Source organism: Streptococcus caballi DSM 19004, assembly GCF_000379985.1.
Lineage (GTDB): Bacteria > Bacillota > Bacilli > Lactobacillales > Streptococcaceae > Streptococcus > Streptococcus caballi.
This window is the reverse complement of record NZ_KB904063.1, coordinates 46,846-63,487: the sequence shown is the minus strand read 5'-3', so window position 1 is coordinate 63,487 and position 16,642 is coordinate 46,846. Positions and strand designations below refer to the sequence as shown.

Genomic DNA, 16,642 nt, shown 5'->3' with positions numbered 1-16,642 from the left:
AAAGAAAGTTGAGACAGGCTCAACTCTTCTTATTCTTTTGTTTGCGATATTTGCTCTTAGACGCAATGAATTCTGGACTCATGACTTCATCAATATTAAAGATTGACACAAAAGCATGCTCATCTAATTCTCTAATCATAGTCTTGGCTTCCCTAGCATCCATCGGACTAAGAGCAACGTACATGATTTGCTTTTCTTGTCCAGAATAGGCGCCCTCACCTTTGAGATAGGTAACACCACGCCCTAATTCTTCCATGATTAGCTGAGAAATAGCATCTGTCTTATCTGAGATAATCATCATACCACGCACAGAATAGCCACCGTTTTGCACTAGCTTAACTACCTGGCTATACATGAAGCTAGCAATCAAAGCATACATCATCTTGGGAATAGAAATATAAGTTAGCGACAGAATCATAACAAAAATATCGAAAGCAAGAAGCGCTTGATTAAGCTGGATACCAAATTTAGCTTCAATGATTTTGGCAACAATATCCGATCCACCAATTGTACCTCCATAGCGAAAGACAAGTCCTCCACCAAGCCCTGCAATAATTCCAGCGATCAAGGAAACGACTAACAAATCTTGTTCTAAATCAACTGAAAAAGGAATTTTTTGAAAAATCCAAATAAAGAGATACAATAAAGAAATACCCTCAATAGTGTAAACCATAGCTTTTTTACCAAAAAGATAGGCACCCAGTAAGACCAAGGGAAGATTGATCAGATAACCAGAATAAGTTGGATTAAGTCCGAAGAGAGCATGGACAACTAAGGTCAAACCAGCAATACCATTAGCTGCCACCTTATTAGCCATATTGAAATAGACAAAACCAAAAGAATAGATAGCAGCTCCTAGTGCAACGAAACAAAAATTCTTAAAGCGAAAATCATAGTTAGCTGGCATACTTTCTCCTAAATCAGGTTATTACTCATCGTCTTCCACAAAACGACCAATAATATGAACGTTTTCTGAAATAGAAACAAAGGCTCGTGGATCTGCTTTTTTCATAATGGCCTTAAAAATTGGATATTCTTCACGCGTAATAATCGTCAACAAAATCGCTTTTTTTTCATGCATATAGGTTCCTTCGGCATTATTAATACAAGTAACACCCCTATGAAGATTTTTATGAATCTTATTGATAACCCTCTCCGGTTGGCCTGTGACAATCATGGCCTGCATCTTTTTTTGCTTGGTGAAAATAGCATCTGTAATTCTACTAGAAACAAAAATAGTCACCATTGAATAAAGTGCATACTGCCAACCAAATAAGATTCCAGCAAAAATCATAATCGTTCCATTGACCATCAAAGAAATATTACCGACATCACGTCCTGTTTTCTTTCGGATTGTTAAGCTGACAATATCTGTACCCCCGCTGGAAATACGAGACTTCAAGCCCAAACCAATTCCTGTTCCCATAACGAGACCACCAAAAATGGCATTGATCAGCGGATCGGTAGTCAAGGTAACCTGAGGCACAATCTGAATAAAGAGGGAACTCATGGACACCGTAATAAAAGTAAAAATGGTAAATTTATGCCCAATCTTATACCACGCTAACACAAGTAGTGGGAGATTAATGGCATAAAAAGCCAAAGAAATCGGAATTTCAAAACCAAATAAACGGTGGCTAACAGCAGACAAAACCTGTGCCAAACCAGTTGCCCCACTTGAATAAACATGCCCTGGTTGAAAGAAAAAATTAACGGCAATACTTGATAACAGACCATAAAGCAGAGAAGCGGAAATCTTCTCTGCGTATTTTTCTCTGGAGATACTCTGTAAAGTCTTTAAAAGACCGATTTTTTTTGCCCAACGGTTAATAAGAAATTGAGATTTCTTTTTAAGAGATGTTTTTTTAGTCATTTTCTTCAATAGTCAGTGCAAGTTCTTCTAATTGTTTAGCTGACACGACACTTGGTGCCTGTGTCATCGGGTCGCTAGCTTTATTGTTTTTAGGGAAAGCAATCACTTCACGGATATTTTCCTTACCAGCTAGCAACATGACAAAACGGTCAAGGCCAATTGCCAGACCCCCGTGTGGAGGAAAGCCATACTCCATAGCTTCAAGTAAGAAACCGAATTGGTCGTGAGCTGATTCTTCTGTAAATCCTAAAGCTTTAAACATGCGTTCTTGTAAGTCTTTATGGTTGATACGAAGACTACCGCCACCAAGCTCATATCCGTTGAGAACGATGTCGTAGGCTATCGCACGAACTTTAGAAAGATCACCTTCCAATTCATGAGCTGATTCTTCCGTTGGCAAAGTGAATGGGTGGTGAGCAGACATATAGCGCCCTTCTTCCTCAGACCATTCAAACATTGGCCAATCAACAACCCAAAGGAAGTTAAATTTAGAGTTGTCAATTAAGTCAAGCTCTTTGGCGATACGCATACGAAGAGCACCGAGGGTTGCATTAGCAACTTCTAAAGTATCGGCCACAAAAAGCACCAAATCATTGTTATCCAATTGTAAAGCAGTTATCAAGTCTTCTTCAATACTTGTCAAGAATTTAGCAACTGGTCCAGAAATAGCTCCATTTTCATACTTAATCCAAGCAAGGCCTTTGGCTCCGTATTGTTTGGCTACTTCTGTTAATTTGTCAATGCTTTTACGAGAGTACTTATCCGCATTATTCTTCACAACAATAGCTTTGACAACAGGTGCTTGAGAGAAGACTTTGAAGTCAACATGCTTTACAAAATCTGTCAAATCTTGTAAAAGCATATCAAAGCGTGTGTCTGGTTTATCAGAACCATAGTTGCTCATAGCATCGTCGTAAGTCATGCGTGGGAAAGGTAGTGTAACCTCAATACCTTTAGTATCTCTCATAACCTTAGCAATCATGCCTTCTGTAATATCTTGAATTTCTCGTTCGGACAAAAAAGAGGTTTCTAAGTCAACCTGTGTAAACTCAGGTTGACGATCCCCACGCAAGTCTTCATCACGGAAGCATTTAACAATTTGGTAATAGCGGTCAAAACCAGCATTCATCAGAAGTTGCTTTGTGATTTGCGGACTTTGTGGAAGAGCGTAAAAATGCCCTTGGCTAACGCGGCTAGGAACTAAGTAGTCACGCGCACCTTCTGGCGTTGACTTAGTCAACATGGGCGTCTCCACATCAATAAATTCCAACTCATCCAGATAGTTACGAATGGAATGCGTCACTTTAGCACGTAACTTAAAGTTTTCAAGCATCTCTGGACGGCGAAGATCAAGGTAACGGTAACGTAAACGTGTATCATCCGCTGCTTCTACACCGTCTTTAATCTCAAAAGGTGTTGTTTTGGCAGTATTAAGCACTGTCAAGCTAGTCACTTTAAGTTCTACTGCACCTGTTGGTAAGTTATCATTAGATTGTTCACGCGCAGCTACTCTCCCAGTCACTTCAATGACAAATTCGTTACGAAGGCTTTCAGCTGTAGCCATAACATCACTTGAAACTTCCTCTGGATTGATGACTAATTGCATGATACCTTCACGGTCACGAAGGTCGATAAAGATAAGCCCTCCTAAATCACGACGACGACCAACCCAACCTTTTAAAGTAATTTCTTGGCCAATATGTTCACTACGAACACGACCTGCATACATTGAACGTTCCATAATATACATTCTCCATCTAAATATTCATTCCCATCTATTATAGCAGAAAGCCAGCAAAAACCCCACCCATTAGAGAGGAGTTTTTTATTTTAGGAAAATGGCAGATCTTCTAAAATAGGGACATGCTATAATAAAGGAAAAGTCATCATAAAATGTATTTTGCTACGATAAGTAGCGAAATTTTCCTAAATGACTACCTTTTTTGCTAGTATTGACAAGACTTGTTGACTAAAATAAGGCTATCACATTTAAAGGAGAACTCAAATGACATTTGAAAAAAAACTAAAATCCTATCGCAAAGCGGCCAAGCTTTCACAAGAAAAGATGGCTGAGCTCCTCAATGTTTCTAGGCAGGCTGTTACTAAATGGGAAACCGGAACTGGTACACCAGATATTTCTAATCTTATTGCTATTTCAAACCTATTCCATATTTCTTTGGATGACTTGTTAGCAATCCAGAATCCAACACAGACACCAGATTGTTTATATCAAAGTTATATTAGCTATGATATTGCTGAACTCAAGCATTTTGACATTCGTCTCGGTGGTGCTCACCACCTTCATTTACAGATAGTTGACAGTGAAAAAATTGAAATTAAGCTAGCTAGCAACTCTCTTCAACAATTAGATAAAATCCTTAAATTCAAAATTGATGACAGTAGAAGTAAACTTGATCTGGAACTCAATCGTTTGGCTAATTTAACCGAAGCGAGGGCAAAGAAAGAACTATCCATTTTCATAACTCTTCCTCAAAAATATCTAAGAGATGTTGAAATAGCTGTCAACTGCCCACAAGTCGAACTGAATAACTTAGTAATTGAACAATTAGAACTAGACGGAAAAGTGGAGCAGGTCATTATCAATGGTGGTCAGGGTGAGCTTGAGATCAACAGTAACCTTGACATGCTTGTCAACATCATTTCCTTCACGGGAACTGTTGCTCTCAACCAAATTTCAGCCACTTCAAGGCTACAAGTACCTGCTGATTATGATTTTAAAACGAAGCAAAAAGGATTAGCTAATAAAATATTATTCGAAGAAGAGCAAGATATAGCAGAGAATTGTTCAAATCCAGATACCGAAAACATCATTGAATTGAATGGGATGAAAAGCGAACTTCTAATTATCCCTTATAAATAAAAAATCACAACCTTTCTGACATTCTCCAAAAATGACAGTGTCAAAACATTTTGACAGGAAAATGCGTCTTTGTCTGCCATATTTGATAGACAAGCGCAGCAATTTTCATTAAACTAAAAGCAGGAAGGGAAAAATGAAGGTGATGAAATGACTGAAACCATCAATGTTGGACAAAAGCTACAAAAGGCTAGAAAAAGTCAGGAACTAACTCAAGAACAGATTGCAGAACAGCTGGGTATTACCAGACAAACGATTTCTAACTGGGAAAACAATAAATCTTATCCTGATATCGTGAGTTTAATCAAGCTCAGTGATATTTATCAGGTCAGTCTGGACAGTTTACTGAAGGGAGATGAAGCTATGGTTAAACATTTAGCCAAAAGTACAGATACCGTTGCCAGCAATCGGCAATTGCTCCTAGCTGTTGGAGTGAATATTTTTCTTTTGTTAATCTTTATCATTTTTGGCGCTTGGATTGTGAAAAATCCCTACTTAATCTTTATCTGCGGAGCATTGTGGGTAACTGGCTGCGGATTTACTCTCTTCCAAGTGATTGACCTGATTTAGGAGGTACTATGATGTTACTATTACTTATATTAAGTCTAGGAATTATTCTCTGTTCAGGATTTTATTTCAGCTATCAACTTTTTCAACTGGTACAATTGGACGCCGCTTATCGCGGTATGGCAAGGCCTAAACTCTGGTCTTGGATTTCCGTTGTCGGCCAACGAGGGGAAGGGCTAATCCTTTACCTCCTCAAACGTAGAAACTACCCTCGCGAAAATATGACAGATGAAGATTTTCTCACCTTTCAAAACTGTAAAAAACGAGCGAAGTTTTCTACTATCTGCACATTAGCTGGCGTAGCACTCTTTCTCTATACTATTATCTTCTTGCTAAACTAAAAGATTGGCCACCAGACCAATCTTTTTCTTATTTTATTTTTGCAAAAACAGCAGCAAAATCGTTTGAAATATCTTCAAATCGGACTGTCACTTCTTCGCGAGTTTGGTTATTTTTGATGCTAACTTGACCAGCTTCTACTTCACTTTCGCCCAGTGTAATGACCGTTTTAGCATGGAAGGCATCTGCGGATTTGAATTGGGCCTTGATTTTACGACCAAGGTAATCGCGCTCTGCTGAAAATCCTTGCTTGCGGATGGCTTGAACCAGCTCCAAAGCTTTACTATTGGCACCAGCACCTAAAACAGCAATGTAAACATCCAAACTCTCCTCAACTGGAAGCTCAATGCCTTGCTTGTCAAGAATAAGAAGTAAGCGTTCCAACCCCAGTCCAAAGCCAAATCCAGGGGTTGCAGGTCCACCAAAATACTCAACCAAGCTATCGTAGCGACCACCAGCACAAATAGTCAACTCAGACTTATCAACCTTTGTGATAAACTCAAAAATAGTGTGATTGTAGTAGTCTAAACCGCGCACCATGTTGGTATCAATGACATAAGGAACCTGAAGTAGCTCCAACATCTCACGCACCGCATCAAAATGTGCTTGACTCTCTTCATCTAGATAGTCGAGAATAGATGGCGCGTTCTCAACCGCTGCTTTATCCTCTTTTTCTTTAGAATCCAGCACACGCAGCGGATTTTCATCCAAACGGCGTTGGCTATCTTTTGACAAGGTCTCACGCAAAGGTGTCAAGTAATCAATGAGAGCTTGACGATAGGCCTGGCGGCTCTCCGTATTACCCAAGCTGTTAAGATGAAGGATTACATCTTTGATGCCAAGCTCATTGAATAGCTGATAAGCCATAGCGATGGTCTCCACATCTGTAGCGGGATTTTGTGAGCCAAAACACTCCACACCAACTTGGTGGAATTCACGTAAGCGGCCAGCCTGCGGACGTTCGTAGCGAAACATTGATCCAATGTAATACATTTTAACTGGCTTTTGCACTTCAGGAGCAAAGAGCTTGTTTTCCACGTAAGAACGCACAACAGGAGCCGTTCCCTCAGGTCGAAGAGTAATGTGGCGATCACCCTTATCATGAAAATCATACATTTCCTTAGTCACGATATCTGTCGTATCACCAACTGACCGGGAAATCACTTCATAATGTTCAAACATAGGTGTACGAATCTCGCCATAATTGTATTTTTTAAAGGTTTCACGCGCCAAATTTTCTACATACTGCCATTTGGCAGAATCAATAGGTAGAATATCCTGCGTTCCTTTTGGTTTTTGAAGTTTCATATTTAAGATATAAAGAGCGTCTAAAAACCGTATGAAAATAGAAAATCAATTCCGTGTGTCTGGCACAAGGCAATTTATCCTTTTCACTAAGTTTCTGATCTGTGTTCAGCTATGCACACAAACCCAATCTCTTTTCCTTTCACTATAATCCCTTTTATTTTATCACAAAAATAGACTCTTATAAATGGTCAGCCTTTATTTTTATCATTTTCCTATCCTCTGTTGCTTTTAGCAATCTGAAAGGTTATAATTGAAACAAGGAAAGCGCTTTCGTAAAGGAGTATTTAGGATGACAGATTTTTCATTAAAACCTTATGGGCACAAGCCTTATCATGTTGGAACAGCCATTCCTGTTTTTTCACTCAAGAGTGAAAATGACTTTGGAATTGGGCAGTTTAGCGACATCAAGCAACTAGCAGACTTTTGTCAACAGTCTGGCATAGATTTGATTCAACTCTTACCTGTAAACGACACAACCTCCACCAAAACTTGGAAGGACTCCTCCCCCTACACAGCTATCTCAGTCTTTGCCCTTCACCCAATTTACTTAGACTTGGAACCTCTGCTCCATCTCATGAGTAAAAAGGATCAGCAAGATTATCAAAAAGAAAAACAACGTTTAAATACTCTGGAAGACTTGAACTATGAGGATGTTATCACTGGAAAATTAAAATTTGCTCGACTAGCCTTTGATAACGTCAAAAAAGCCTTGTGGGTAGACAAAGATTTTCAAGCCTTCGTTAGCCAAAGGCGAAGCTGGTTAGAAGCTTATGCTGTTTTCAATTACTTAATGGATAAATTTAACACTTACAAATTTGACGAGTGGAAAGGTTATAAACGTTATTCACAAGGGGTCTTTGAGGAACTATGCCAAGATAGCAAGGCCAAAGATTTCATTGATTTCCAATTTTATCTCCAATTTCTGCTTCACCAGCAACTTTTAGAAGCTAGTGACTACTGCCATTCGTTAGGAATTGCCCTGAAAGGTGACATTGCCATCGGTGTTGGACGTTATTCTGTTGATGCTTGGGAAAATCCTGACCTCTTCAATCTGGACATGCAGGCTGGAGCTCCACCAGATGCCTTTTCTACAACTGGACAAAATTGGGAACTTCCAACCTATAATTGGTCTGCCATTGAAGCAAATGATTTTCAATGGTGGAAAGATCGTTTGAAAACTATGGCAACCTACTTTGATGCCTTCCGTTTGGATCATATACTTGGGTTCTTTCGTATCTGGGAAATTCCTGAAACATCGGTTCGCGGTCTGTTAGGTCATTTTGCACCAGCTAAAGGGTTTACCATTGAGGAAATTGAATATTTCGGTATTCCTTACCGTTCTTGGGGTGGAGATGTTCGTTTCACTCAACCGTTCATTAAAGACTGGGTTATCGATCGCATCTTCGGACGCGACAACCGTGACATAGTTATCCAAAGTTATCTTAATTACATTGGTTTTGAAAATTATGAAATCAAACCAGAATATCGTGATCAACGTGTTCTGCTGGAACTCGATGTTGATGAAGACATTCGTCAAGGACTTTACCAACTGACTGAGAATGTGATCTTCGTCAAAGACCATGCTAATCCAAACCTTTACCACCCACGTATCGAACTCATGGACACCATTTCTTTTGCTGAGTTTGGCTATGATGTCCAACAAACGTTACGTTGGATGCATGATGACTACTACTACAACCGTAACAATCACTTTTGGAAAGAAAAAGCACTTAAAAAATTACCTGCCTTGATTGCATCCACTGATATGTTAGCCTGTGGTGAAGATTTGGGTATGGTACCAGCAACTGTTCCAGAAGTCATGGATCAACTTTCTATTCTCAGTCTTATTGTTGAGCGTATGCCAAGCGACCCAAGCCAATTCGTTCAAGATCTTGACAATCTAGACTATCTCTGCGTTGCAACCTCTTCAACCCACGATACTGCTACATTGCGACAATGGTGGGAAGAAGACTACGAAGCCAGCCAAACTTACTATAATAACGTTTTACATTGGCATGGCCCTGCGCCTCACCCAGTCAATAAAGAAGTCATTCATGAAATTATCCGCAGGCACTTTGACTCAAAAGCTATGCTAGTCATTATCCCTCTGCAGGACTTCTTTGCACTGGCTAGCGAAACAACAGTTGATGACATTGACAGCGAACGTATTAACGATCCAAGCAACCCACTCAATAACTGGAATTACCGCATTCACCTTCCATTGGAAGAGCTTTTAGAAAAAACAGAGCTAATTGGACAAATTACTGATCTTATCAAAAATACGCGCCGTTCACAAGACCAAGTTATCTAAGATAAAAAGCAGTTCTCCATGAGTGAATTGCTTTTTTGAACTTTTTTGTCAAGTAACTTTACTTTACAAAAAAGATATGTTATCATACTAGAGTTGGCGAAAGCCAAAACTTACATTCGAAAGGAAAATAAAAAATGGCAGTACCTGCACGTCACACTTCAAAAGCGAAGAAAAACAAACGTCGTACACACTACAAATTGACTGCTCCATCAGTTAAATTTGACGAAACTACTGGAGATTACTCACGTTCTCACCGTGTATCGCTTAAAGGATACTACAAAGGACGTAAAATCGCTAAAGCTACTTCAGCCGAATAATAGAAGGGAGATACCATGCGCGTAAATATTACACTTGAACACAAAGAATCTGGTGAACGCTTGTACCTTACTTCAAAAAACAAACGTAACACTCCAGATCGTCTTCAATTGAAAAAATACTCACCAAAATTGCGTAAACACGTTGTGTTTACTGAAGTTAAATAATTGAGATAAAGAAAAGCCTATGAAATCAACGTTTCAAAGGCTTTTTTCTTTTGATTTTAGCAAAATAACTGAATTTTAACTGATTAATATTTTCTAATATCGTAGATTATATTTTTGATATAATTAATACATGTAATGAAAGGAAGTACGAGATGGCGAAACCTACCAAAATTAATTGGAATGAAAAAATTCCTGAGATTTCTAAGAAAATTGAAGAAATAAAAATCACTTCTTTTTACATGTTAAGTACAGACTTATATAAAATAGATAACAACAAATTAATAAAAATTATAACTCAAAAGTTTGAAAATCATCCTGCAACCATAGCGATATTAATCGGTACAAAAGATAATGAACTTTATGAAAAAAAACATGAATTATGGAAACTTCCAGATGAGTTACTACATTTAGAAAATAAAGTAATAGAAAAAACAAATTATTATTTGGATTTGTATTTTTCAAAACTAGAAAAAAATAAGCAAAATTATCTACAAAATTCTGAATCAAATCAGTTTATTAAATTTATTTTCACTCCTTTAATAGAAGTGGATGAGAATGAAGAATTATACTTTTTCTTTATAACTCTCACTATCTTCCAAAATGGTTCAATTGTTATTGAATTATTCGAAGATTTAAGATCATCTTTCTATCTTCCAGACTTTTTTCACCCATATACTAAGATGAAAACGAAGATTTTTCCAGATTTTAATCAAAAGTCGACAACATATTCTACTAACCCCAATCAACAAATTGATGATATGCTAAGATATATAAAAAAGGAATTGTCTTCCATAAATGGTGGTATACACTTAAGTGAACGTTTCTTCTTTTTACACTTTATAATGAATATGGATGAAATGAATAAATTGGAATTTTTTAAAACTGATAAGCTACATACTTGGATGATTAATGCCCCTTATAGTTTAAAATCCCTATCTTCTTCGACTAGATCAAAATACTATACCACTAATTTTTATGATTTTGATACCATAAGATACATAAATAAAGGGGCGAATTATATAATCTGGAATACTGAAAGCACAAGTAAATTCGAATCAAATTTTCTTAGTCAAGCTAGTTTCTTTTTAGCATCAGCTACTCCTTTATTTCAATTAATTACTCTAGACGAAACAATTATGGATGGCATTGAAAAATTTCAACTTTCAAATAATAAGCAATTAATAAAATTCAACGAATGGACACACAACTTTAAAAGATCATTTCTTTATATTTATAGACTTAACCATTTTGCTATTACTGACTTATTTAATCACTTACAAACTACTTCTTATTTTAAACATAATGAGTATATGGAAAAAATCAAACAAGAAGAATTCAATTTACTCAAAGAGCGAAATCAGTATAATGATTTTTTTAGAAATAGAATTATGGAAGTCATCCTTTTTATGATAGGTTCTGTATCTATACTTCAAATTGTTGATATTTTTACTGATAGTCTGAAAATTATATGGATAAGTTTAACTGTACTTATAGTTATACTTATCTTAGTTTTTATTGTACTATTTAGAAAAAGAAAATAATATCAAAAAATATTCATCTCACAATTATCATGTAATAGTATCAGACAACTCTTTCATTGCTATTTCAATTTTATGTTTTCCTTTTTGCATTACATGAAGATACATTTTTAGTGTCCCCTCTGCTGCCAACCTTAACCAAATTGTACGGAATAGATTCTTCTATTTCAGGTTGGATGGTAAGCGCTTATGCTATCGGTTATGCTGTTTTTGCTCTTATCTCAGGTCCAATTTCTGATGGGAGAGATAGGAAGAAAGTGATGACTTACGGATTAGCTGCATTTTCCATCTCAACATTCCTCTGTGGATTTGCGACTAGTTTTCCATTCATGCTTCTTTTCCGTCTATTTGCAGGTATCAGCGCTTCATTTGTAACCCCTCAAGTTTGGGCGTCTATTCCTATAGTAGTGGATAAGAGTCATATTGTTCAAGTCATGGGCTATGCCACTGCAGGTTTATCAGTTTCTCAGATGGCTGGTGTCCCAATTGGCGGTTATCTTGCAAGTTCCTCTTGGCAGACTCCATTCTATACTATCGCAGCAGCTTCTCTTATATTACTCATTTTAATCCATGTTTACCTGCCCAAACTTGAAATTAATCAATCTAATAGAATTTCATTTACCGAAGCTTATAGAAATATCTTAACCAACAGAAAATCTGTTAGCTATCTTATAGCTTATTTTGTTTTCCAAACAGGTTCATTTACAGCGATTACCTTTATTTCAACATGGTTTACGCATGATTTCCATATGAGTTTGACAACTATTAGTACAGCTATTATTGCTATTGGAGCAGGTAATTTATTTGGTTCCCTTTTTGGCAGTCAGATTGTTAAGAGATTTGGCTTACAAAAAACATTTACGACTGAACTCATTGCACTTATTGTGCTTTATTTGATTTTGCCGTTTGCTGCTGATTTTTGGATGGCTGAAATTCTATTGACAATAATCTATATCAATAACGGATTTATTTTCCCACTATTCATGACAACTCTGCAAGGAACTGTTGAAAATGCACGGAGTACCATTTCCTCATTATCAAATGCGGCGATGTACTTAGGTGAAACGATTGCCGGCATTGTCGGAGGAGTCCTCTTTGTAACTTTTACAGGATTCTCAGGTATTTCTGTTTTTGCTGCTAGCATGATTGCCTTATCTTGGTTACTCTATTCATTAGCAGGGGCTTTTAAAAAAGAAAAATAGCACTCTGCTCTTTATTAAAAAAACCTTTGAATCAAAGTGTACTGACCCCTACAAGCACTAGAAATACACCATACACATTATCATTTAATGTCTTTAGATAGAGGCCAACAAGCAAAACCATTATACATTTAAACAATAATACAAAACGCTTATTTCCCAAACGATTTAATCTAAAAACAAAGTATCTCAGCGGTAAAGCTAAAGGAAATAAAAGTCCGACTAACGTAATGAAAATTAACCAGTGGCTGCTCCTAAGTTTTTCCTTACTTATCAATTCTATATCTAATTCTCTACTCAATAATTCTAAAGATAAATAATCAAGTTGACTTTTTCCTAGTTCCCATTTCGAAATGGTCTGTCTAGTAACGTAGATTTTATCAGCCAAATCCTGCTGAGTTACCCCTTTTCTCAGACGAGCTTCCTTAATAAGAATCGAAATATCCATACTTCCCTTTCTTTGTCATTTAACAGATATATCAGCTAATAGACCAGCAATCAATATAAGATAAATAGCAGCACTCGTTCGATTAAAGATAATCATTATCAAAAGACCAACATCGATCGGCCCTCGGCTAAGACAAGGATAAGACTTTACTATCCTAATCAGCAGTCTCAAGAAAAGTGAAATCACTACCCCACCTAAGCCAAACAGCAAAACATAGATAACATAGTCCCAGTTTCTTTTTATAAATTGTTGCATATCTTTTCTGATACTGTCATTATAAAAAAGTAAAGCCTAAATGACACGCAACGCTAGAGCAACGAGAAAAAACTGCGTTATATTATCACTGCTTTCCGTTTAATATATCTGTAAACCTGTGTGTAAACTGAGCAGTCATTCCCCAGAGAGTCTCCTCTGTGACATCATAGAAGGGAATTCTTCGATCATAATGACTGAATTTATAATTGCTGCCGTTTCGGATACGATCAAAAGGAAAATCATCTGTCTCCTGAACTTCAGTTTCTAACTGATAATAAGTGGGCGGATGATTTTTCAATGTTTTTAATGGAATAGTAAACAGGTGTGCAACCTCTTCATTAGGTTGAATTTGCCGCCAATCATCTACCAATAATTGACCTACAAAGCAATGAATCGTGCGACGATTACTGACAAGATAATCCATTTCACCCCAAACCTCAATCTCTTGTGAAGAAAGTTTAAGTTCTTCCATAGTTTCACGAACAGCTGCTTCCTTCAGCGTTTCTCCCTTTTCAACAGCTCCGCCCGGAAAAGAGACCTCCCCCGGCTGGGAAATGCTCTCGCTGCGAACCTGATAAAGAACCTCCCAGCTACCTGCTCTGCTATTCCACACCAAAGGCAGAAAAACCGCATAACATTGTTTCTCTCCTAGAGGTTTAGGCTGATAGTGACTAAAAATCTCTTTAAAATCTTGCATGGTTCTCCTCGAAACTTTTTCTGAAATTATCATAGCACATTTTCATTAGAATAGCTGATTTGGTAACTTTTTCAAATATATAAAATTTATATATATTTTTACTTGACTTTATCTTAAGATGGGTTTATATTTTATATATAAAATAATTATATATAGGAGATAAGGGTATGAACACTAAGACATTATCACCTTTAATCAAATCGCTCTTAGTTACTGTGACTTATGTTATTCCGACATTACTGATTAGTTTGCTGCCACTATCTGATACACTGTTAAGATTACTTTTCTTACCCGCCTATCTGCTTTATACCTGGTTTTGGGTTAGAGTGGTGGACAAACAATCTTGGAAGGTGCTTCAACTAAATGTTAATAAAAAAGCTCTCAAAGGCTTTCTCTTCGCTTTAGTTCTTACTGCGATAATTGTTAGTTTTAGTTTAATGATAGCTATATTTTTCTTCCATCACAGATTTCGCGGTCCAAGTGCCTTCACCCCATCAAATCTTTGGTTTGCCTTCCTTTCATCCTTCGTTGTCCAAGGATTTCCTGAAGAGATGGTCTATCGTGGCTATATGCTGCAAACTTTACAGACAAAATATTCACAAATTACTTCTCTAGTTCTCACAACCGGCCTCTTTGCCTTGATGCATGTTACACATTTATTCACAAGCGGAATTATTAATGGATTAGTAATTGTATTTGTTGCCTTTAGTTTTGCCTTGTTAGCTGGTTTTTTGAAATACTTTTTCAAAACAACTTGGGCTGCTGTAGCAGTTCATGGTGGTCTGCACATGACACGAAAACTGTTTGAATTAGCAGGGCTAGAAACAACAACACTAACATTCTTTATAAGTGGATTAATCTTCTTAATCGTATCACTGGGACTATTTTTAAGCTTTAAGAATCAACTAAAAGAAAGTTATCAATCATAATCTAACAAGAAAGGAAATATCATGTATTTTCCAACATCATCAATGGTTATTGAATTTTTGATTTTAGCCATTGTGGAGAGGCAGGATTCTTACGGTTACGAGATTAGCCAAACTGTCAAGCTAATCGCTAACATCAAGGAATCAACACTCTATCCTATTCTCAAAAAATTGGAGAAAGCTGGCTTTATGACCACCTACACTCAAGAGCATCAGGGACGCAAGCGTAAGTACTACGCCATTACTGACGAAGGAAGAGCACAGCTCATTTTTCTGAAAGGGGAATGGCAGAGCTACAAGGATACTTTAGATGGGATTATTGAAGGGAGATTAAGACATGACAAGGACTGAATATTTGGTGCAGCTAGAGCGGCATTTGAAAAAACTACCCCAAGCAGACTACGAAGAAGCCATGGACTACTTCACAGAATACTTTGACGAAGCTGGGCCTGAAAACGAAGCACAGGTTATTGCCGAATTGGGTACCCCTAAAGAAGCTGCTCGGGAATTGATCACTAGGTTATTAAACGAAAAAACTATTGATCAAGAGGCAACTCCTAGAACTCAAGCGACTTGGATCTGGATTGCTATTTTAGCCGTCTTTGCTTCTCCCATTGCCTTTCCATTAGCCATTCTATTTTTAGCCTTATTATTTACAGTTGTCTTACTTAGCTTTGCACTTATTCTATCTTTGTTAGCTATGGGAGTCGCTCTTTTACTCTCTAGCGTCTCTGTCTTTGTTGACAGTATTAGCTATTTTGCCATATCATCCTCAGTAGCAACTTTTGTTACAGGTATGGGGCTACTTGCTTTCGGTTTAGCTATTTTGGCCATCTTAGCTAGTATTGAGAGTACAAGGGCTTGTGGTAACGGCATTGTATCCTTGACACGCTGGGCAGTAAATAAAGGGAGAAAATCATGAAAACTTGGAAAAAAGCAATTTTGACAATTGGGGTAGCTTCTTGTCTAACAGGAGCTGTACTAACAACAATAGGTTACAAAACTGGAGGTTTAGAGCAACTAGCGTCAAGTCAAGCTCAGAAAAGCAAGGAGCACTTTGTAAAAAAAGAATTAGACTCATTTGACCAAATTGACATTGACAGCAGTGTCTACAATGTTGTCATTGGAGAGGCCAATATCAAAAAACCGTTCATCTCCTATGCTACTCATAAAAAACTAAAAATAGATTATAAAGTTGAAAATGGCAAGCTGATTGTTCGGGAAAATTCACCTCTCACTTCTCCTAAAAATGGCATTCACTTTTTCACACTGAAGGATCTTATCAATGTTATTCAAACAGGAGTTGTCACAGATGATAAAACTATGGTTATCTCTGTTCCAAAAGGAACTAACCTAAGAGCTCTTAAAACAACCCTTCGTGCTGGAGATTTATCATTACGCAACATAAGGAGCAAAAAAACTGATATTAAACTAAGTACAGGTGACCTTGACACACAAGATAGCGCCTTAACATCTGGAAAAATTACCATCACAGCAGGTGATGCACAATTTAACAATAGCAATCTCACTGGTTTGATCACTTCTGTCAGTGCCGGGGATTTAGACTATGATACTGGAACCAGTCAGAATAGCTCCTTTAAACTCTCTATGGGCGATTTCACAGCAAATGATCTAGCCTTTAAGGAAAATAACCAAATTACGACTTCGTCAGGTGACATTAGCATCACACTAGCAAGTAAAAATTTAACTGTTCTAAGTAATCACTCATCAGAAGATGTTGACATCACTAATCAACTCAAACCAAGCAGTACCAACAAGTTGACACTTAAAAATAACTTAGGCGATGTATCAGTTCAATAG

Annotated in this window: 18 protein-coding genes; 12 read left to right on the top strand and 6 right to left on the bottom strand. The window is 37.2% G+C overall.

The window, feature by feature from the left end; translation table 11 throughout:
• Positions 1-19 precede the first annotated feature (19 nt).
• From A3GS_RS0101530 to aspS, 3 genes are read right to left on the bottom strand one after another with little or no spacing between them, the layout of a single operon-like run.
• A complete protein-coding gene (locus tag A3GS_RS0101530) occupies positions 20-907 on the bottom strand; it encodes a YitT family protein (RefSeq protein WP_018363663.1) in 888 nt (295 codons plus the stop codon).
• Positions 908-928: 21 nt separating this feature from the next.
• Positions 929-1,873 carry a YitT family protein gene (locus A3GS_RS0101525; RefSeq protein WP_018363662.1) on the bottom strand — a complete coding sequence of 315 codons (945 nt, stop codon included), beginning with the start codon at positions 1,871-1,873 and terminating at the stop codon, positions 929-931.
• Complete coding sequence (aspS, locus tag A3GS_RS0101520) at positions 1,866-3,614, bottom strand: aspartate--tRNA ligase (protein ID WP_018363661.1); 1,749 nt, start codon at positions 3,612-3,614, stop codon at positions 1,866-1,868. Before aspS ends, A3GS_RS0101525 begins: the two co-directional genes overlap by 8 nt.
• Before the next feature lie 264 nt (positions 3,615-3,878).
• On the opposite strand from aspS, the gene A3GS_RS0101515 reads away from it, so the two are divergent.
• From A3GS_RS0101515 to A3GS_RS0101505, 3 genes are all read left to right on the top strand, one after another.
• A complete protein-coding gene (locus tag A3GS_RS0101515; RefSeq protein ID WP_018363660.1) occupies positions 3,879-4,754 on the top strand; it encodes a helix-turn-helix domain-containing protein in 876 nt (291 codons plus the stop codon).
• A gap of 147 nt (positions 4,755-4,901) precedes the next feature.
• A complete protein-coding gene (locus tag A3GS_RS0101510; protein ID WP_018363659.1) occupies positions 4,902-5,321 on the top strand; it encodes a helix-turn-helix domain-containing protein in 420 nt (139 codons plus the stop codon).
• Between the two features lie 8 nt (positions 5,322-5,329).
• The gene (locus A3GS_RS0101505; RefSeq protein WP_018363658.1) at positions 5,330-5,659 is read left to right on the top strand and encodes a hypothetical protein; all 330 of its coding nucleotides are present in this window, start codon (positions 5,330-5,332) and stop codon (positions 5,657-5,659) included.
• Between the two features lie 28 nt (positions 5,660-5,687).
• Here A3GS_RS0101505 and hisS read toward each other — a convergent pair whose 3' ends face one another.
• On the bottom strand, positions 5,688-6,965 hold the full coding sequence (hisS, locus tag A3GS_RS0101500) for a histidine--tRNA ligase (protein WP_018363657.1): 1,278 nt from the start codon (positions 6,963-6,965) through the stop codon (positions 5,688-5,690).
• A gap of 289 nt (positions 6,966-7,254) precedes the next feature.
• Here hisS and A3GS_RS0101495 point away from each other — a divergent pair, with 289 nt between their 5' ends.
• From A3GS_RS0101495 to A3GS_RS0101475, 5 genes are all read left to right on the top strand, one after another.
• Positions 7,255-9,276, top strand: a complete 2,022-nt coding sequence (locus A3GS_RS0101495) for a 4-alpha-glucanotransferase (RefSeq protein ID WP_018363656.1) — start codon at positions 7,255-7,257, stop codon at positions 9,274-9,276.
• Positions 9,277-9,410: 134 nt separating this feature from the next.
• The gene (rpmF, locus tag A3GS_RS0101490; protein WP_018363655.1) at positions 9,411-9,593 is read left to right on the top strand and encodes a 50S ribosomal protein L32; all 183 of its coding nucleotides are present in this window, start codon (positions 9,411-9,413) and stop codon (positions 9,591-9,593) included.
• 15 nt (positions 9,594-9,608) lie between these two features.
• Positions 9,609-9,758: a 50S ribosomal protein L33 gene (gene rpmG / locus A3GS_RS0101485; protein ID WP_001265622.1), complete on the top strand. Its 150-nt coding sequence runs from the start codon at positions 9,609-9,611 to the stop codon at positions 9,756-9,758.
• 152 nt (positions 9,759-9,910) lie between these two features.
• Complete coding sequence (locus tag A3GS_RS0101480; protein ID WP_018363654.1) at positions 9,911-11,299, top strand: hypothetical protein; 1,389 nt, start codon at positions 9,911-9,913, stop codon at positions 11,297-11,299.
• A gap of 56 nt (positions 11,300-11,355) precedes the next feature.
• A complete protein-coding gene (locus A3GS_RS0101475) occupies positions 11,356-12,498 on the top strand; it encodes an MFS transporter (protein ID WP_026216224.1) in 1,143 nt (380 codons plus the stop codon).
• Positions 12,499-12,529: 31 nt separating this feature from the next.
• On the opposite strand, the gene A3GS_RS11290 is transcribed toward A3GS_RS0101475, so the two are convergent.
• Positions 12,530-12,943, bottom strand: coding sequence for a helix-turn-helix transcriptional regulator (locus A3GS_RS11290; RefSeq protein WP_018363652.1), 414 nt, complete (start codon positions 12,941-12,943; stop codon positions 12,530-12,532).
• A 340-nt stretch (positions 12,944-13,283) separates the two neighbouring features.
• Positions 13,284-13,895 carry an NUDIX hydrolase gene (locus A3GS_RS0101465; protein WP_018363651.1) on the bottom strand — a complete coding sequence of 204 codons (612 nt, stop codon included), beginning with the start codon at positions 13,893-13,895 and terminating at the stop codon, positions 13,284-13,286.
• 167 nt (positions 13,896-14,062) lie between these two features.
• Between A3GS_RS0101465 and A3GS_RS0101460 the strand changes: the two genes are divergently transcribed.
• Genes A3GS_RS0101460 through A3GS_RS0101445 form a run of 4 tightly spaced genes read left to right on the top strand, consistent with a single transcriptional unit; the run spans position 14,063 to position 16,642 of the window.
• On the top strand, positions 14,063-14,824 hold the full coding sequence (locus A3GS_RS0101460) for a CPBP family intramembrane glutamic endopeptidase (RefSeq protein WP_018363650.1): 762 nt from the start codon (positions 14,063-14,065) through the stop codon (positions 14,822-14,824).
• 21 nt (positions 14,825-14,845) lie between these two features.
• The gene (locus tag A3GS_RS0101455; RefSeq protein ID WP_018363649.1) at positions 14,846-15,172 is read left to right on the top strand and encodes a PadR family transcriptional regulator; all 327 of its coding nucleotides are present in this window, start codon (positions 14,846-14,848) and stop codon (positions 15,170-15,172) included.
• The gene (locus tag A3GS_RS0101450; RefSeq protein ID WP_018363648.1) at positions 15,159-15,743 is read left to right on the top strand and encodes a DUF1700 domain-containing protein; all 585 of its coding nucleotides are present in this window, start codon (positions 15,159-15,161) and stop codon (positions 15,741-15,743) included. Before A3GS_RS0101455 ends, A3GS_RS0101450 begins: the two co-directional genes overlap by 14 nt.
• A complete protein-coding gene (locus A3GS_RS0101445; protein WP_018363647.1) occupies positions 15,740-16,642 on the top strand; it encodes a DUF4097 family beta strand repeat-containing protein in 903 nt (300 codons plus the stop codon). The genes A3GS_RS0101450 and A3GS_RS0101445 overlap by 4 nt, the downstream gene beginning before the upstream one ends.

Bases quoted from the DNA above. Each gene is read 5' to 3' on its own strand.
- A3GS_RS0101460 (WP_018363650.1), top strand. From the start codon at position 14,063: ATGAACACTAAGACATTATCACCTTTAATCAAATCGCTCTTAGTTACT.
- A3GS_RS0101450 (WP_018363648.1), top strand. From the start codon at position 15,159: ATGACAAGGACTGAATATTTGGTGCAGCTAGAGCGGCATTTGAAAAAA.
- A3GS_RS0101465 (WP_018363651.1), bottom strand. From the start codon at position 13,895: ATGCAAGATTTTAAAGAGATTTTTAGTCACTATCAGCCTAAACCTCTA.
- hisS (WP_018363657.1), bottom strand. From the start codon at position 6,965: ATGAAACTTCAAAAACCAAAAGGAACGCAGGATATTCTACCTATTGAT.
- A3GS_RS0101510 (WP_018363659.1), top strand. From the start codon at position 4,902: ATGACTGAAACCATCAATGTTGGACAAAAGCTACAAAAGGCTAGAAAA.
- A3GS_RS0101445 (WP_018363647.1), top strand. From the start codon at position 15,740: ATGAAAACTTGGAAAAAAGCAATTTTGACAATTGGGGTAGCTTCTTGT.
- A3GS_RS0101505 (WP_018363658.1), top strand. From the start codon at position 5,330: ATGATGTTACTATTACTTATATTAAGTCTAGGAATTATTCTCTGTTCA.
- A3GS_RS11290 (WP_018363652.1), bottom strand. From the start codon at position 12,943: ATGGATATTTCGATTCTTATTAAGGAAGCTCGTCTGAGAAAAGGGGTA.
- A3GS_RS0101530 (WP_018363663.1), bottom strand. From the start codon at position 907: ATGCCAGCTAACTATGATTTTCGCTTTAAGAATTTTTGTTTCGTTGCA.
- rpmG (WP_001265622.1), top strand. From the start codon at position 9,609: ATGCGCGTAAATATTACACTTGAACACAAAGAATCTGGTGAACGCTTG.
- A3GS_RS0101515 (WP_018363660.1), top strand. From the start codon at position 3,879: ATGACATTTGAAAAAAAACTAAAATCCTATCGCAAAGCGGCCAAGCTT.
- A3GS_RS0101495 (WP_018363656.1), top strand. From the start codon at position 7,255: ATGACAGATTTTTCATTAAAACCTTATGGGCACAAGCCTTATCATGTT.
- A3GS_RS0101480 (WP_018363654.1), top strand. From the start codon at position 9,911: ATGGCGAAACCTACCAAAATTAATTGGAATGAAAAAATTCCTGAGATT.
- rpmF (WP_018363655.1), top strand. From the start codon at position 9,411: ATGGCAGTACCTGCACGTCACACTTCAAAAGCGAAGAAAAACAAACGT.
- A3GS_RS0101525 (WP_018363662.1), bottom strand. From the start codon at position 1,873: ATGACTAAAAAAACATCTCTTAAAAAGAAATCTCAATTTCTTATTAAC.
- aspS (WP_018363661.1), bottom strand. From the start codon at position 3,614: ATGGAACGTTCAATGTATGCAGGTCGTGTTCGTAGTGAACATATTGGC.
- A3GS_RS0101455 (WP_018363649.1), top strand. From the start codon at position 14,846: ATGTATTTTCCAACATCATCAATGGTTATTGAATTTTTGATTTTAGCC.